The 2,160-nt window shown below is 64.1% G+C and carries 5 protein-coding genes; all 5 read right to left on the reverse strand.

The annotated features are described in order from the left end of the window. Nucleotides 1-194, reverse strand: a 194-nt coding sequence (locus EB084_24160; GenBank protein NDD31357.1) for a hypothetical protein, incomplete at its 3' end; no start/stop codon positions are given. A 25-nt stretch (nt 195-219) separates the two neighbouring features. Further along, on the reverse strand, nt 220-411 hold the full coding sequence (locus EB084_24165) for a hypothetical protein (protein NDD31358.1): 192 nt from the start codon (nt 409-411) through the stop codon (nt 220-222). Between the two features lie 70 nt (nt 412-481). Beyond that, entirely contained in the window at nt 482-1,288 is an 807-nt protein-coding gene (locus EB084_24170; GenBank protein ID NDD31359.1) for a sigma-70 family RNA polymerase sigma factor, read from the reverse strand. Then, a complete protein-coding gene (locus EB084_24175) occupies nt 1,275-1,553 on the reverse strand; it encodes a hypothetical protein (protein ID NDD31360.1) in 279 nt (92 codons plus the stop codon). The genes EB084_24170 and EB084_24175 overlap by 14 nt, the downstream gene beginning before the upstream one ends. Before the next feature lie 401 nt (nt 1,554-1,954). Then, on the reverse strand, nt 1,955-2,160 hold a 206-nt coding region (locus tag EB084_24180; protein ID NDD31361.1), incomplete at its 5' end, for a hypothetical protein.

A 2,160-nucleotide genomic window follows, 5' to 3' on the forward strand; every position in this document is an offset into this window, starting at 1 on the left:
AGCCCCACCGCGAACTTGCGCATCGCGCGCAGGACGTAGTTGCGCGCCGATGAGTGGTTCATGGGCCACCCCATCTCAGTCATCACTTCGCTGATCTCTCTGTAGTTGACGCCGTCGCTGTCGACGGTCGCGTAGCCACGCTCGATCTTTGTACCCTTCTTGAGCGCCATGCAGGCTTCCTCCTTGAGGATCAATTGTACAACGTGCGCAGAAACTGTTTCAATTCTTCTTACCCCAGGGCCGCGCGAGCTCTGAGAGGAGGCGTCGCTCGAGCTCGCCCCCCACGTCGGTTTTGTGCTGCGCGCGCTCGCGTGAGAGAACGAGCTCGAGCGCGTCTCCGATCCTCTTGAGCTCGCGCAGAGCGAGCAGGTTGACCGCGGCGAGCACCGCAAGGGCGCACGCGACGATCACTGCGCACCTCCCTGGATCCGGAGCGTGCCCCAGAACAGGCCCAGGGCGACCGCGACGATCACCGCCGCAATCACTTCAGAGCCTCCCCGCACCGGGCGGCCGCGAGCTCTTCTTCAGTGATCGGGTAGCTCTCAGAGTCCTCCGGGTCCTCGACCAGGCCGAACCTGAGGCGCACGACCGCGACTTCCTTCTGCGTGAGGGTGCTCAAGATGCTCCGCGTCACCTCAGTGAGCTCACTTGCTGCGAGGCGCTCGAACGGGTCGGGTGCCTCGTCTTGGAGGCGGTCTCCCACCTCACCCTCACCGTCGGGCCCCGCGGGCGCTGAGAGCGACACGGGCTCGCTCCTGTGCCGCCCTGCGGCGCGGAGCACGACCGCAGAAGACCCTGAGAGCTCAGCGAGCTCCTGCTCGGTCGGGTCTGTGCCGAACTCCTTGCGGTACTCGGCGACCGCGTCCGCGGCCCTCTTCGCAGCGCCCACAGCGTGCGATGGGACGCGGATGATCCGCTTGCGCTTCGCGACGTACTGGCCCACCGCCTGGCGGATCCACCACGTTGCGTAGGTGGAGAATCGAAAACCCTTCTTCCAGTCGAAGCGCTCCACAGCCTTCATCAGGCCGATGTTGCCCTCCTGGATCAGGTCCTCGAGCGGGATCTTCGAGTGCCCGTACGACCGGGCGATCGACACGACGAGGCGCAGGTTCGCCTCGATCAAGCGCTCTCTCGAGCTCTCGTCACCCCCCTCAAGGGACTTGAAGAGCTCCATCATCTCCCCGTGGGGCAGCGTTGGACGCGCAGAGAGCCCAGACATGTAGGCATCGAGCGCGTCCAGCGCTGCTCCAGTGCGGCGGAGGTGCGCGCACCGGTCAGGCGACCTCAAACTGCTCCTCGTCGTCGAACGCTGCGGGTGGGTCCTCTGCAAGGCGCGCGCGGAGCCACGCGGTGTGCGCCTCGCGCTGGTCGCGCCGGATGCCGAGCTCGCGCTGGAGGTACGCGAGCTCAACCTCGAAGGGCTGGGGATCGCGGTTGGACCGGCGACCGGCGTCCATCGTGCGGACGTGCGACCAGACCTCGTCGTCGCTCATGACGGCGATGTCGTCCATGTGGAACAGGGGTGGAACGTCGTGGCCGAGCTTCTTCTTCATTCTTTTCTCTCTCTGGTTGGCGCGCTCCGATGTGGGAGCGCGGTTGGACTACTTACCTTCTTATCATACACCGCAGCTGAGAGCTTTTTCACTCTCTCAGTTCAAAAAAGAAGCGCGGCGGGGAGACCAGCCTCTGTGACGTCTCTCAGTATGCAAGTGCGACAAAGAACATGCTGTACGACTGCGTCCCCGTCCCGCCGCTGACCGTGAAGTCGACGTAGACCCTCCACAGTAAGTCTCATGGACCTTAAGTATCTAGCCCTAGCGCCGCCAGGCACCTGCTCGACAAAAATCTACCGGGAGTTTTGGGTGTGTCCAGCGACGTATTTTGCGCCGCGTGGCCTTCCAAAACTCCCGGTAGACTGCACTATTTCTTGGCTGCCTGTGACGACGAGGGCTAGTTACAACGGAGACACCGGTCCGAAGAGCAGGATGGCCGTGATGGGCGCCACGTCGCCGACGGACCCGTCGTTCTTGGTTATGGCCACCATGCCCGCGTTAGGAGCCGCGCCACCGAGACCGCCCCAGGTGGGTGGACTGCCGGGTGCGTCGTTGAGGGACGCCGACGTGACGTACCTCGTGATATCGTGCGCCTGAGAACCGACTG

This window comes from Pseudomonadota bacterium (assembly GCA_010028905.1).
GTDB lineage: Bacteria > Vulcanimicrobiota > Xenobia > RGZZ01 > RGZZ01 > RGZZ01.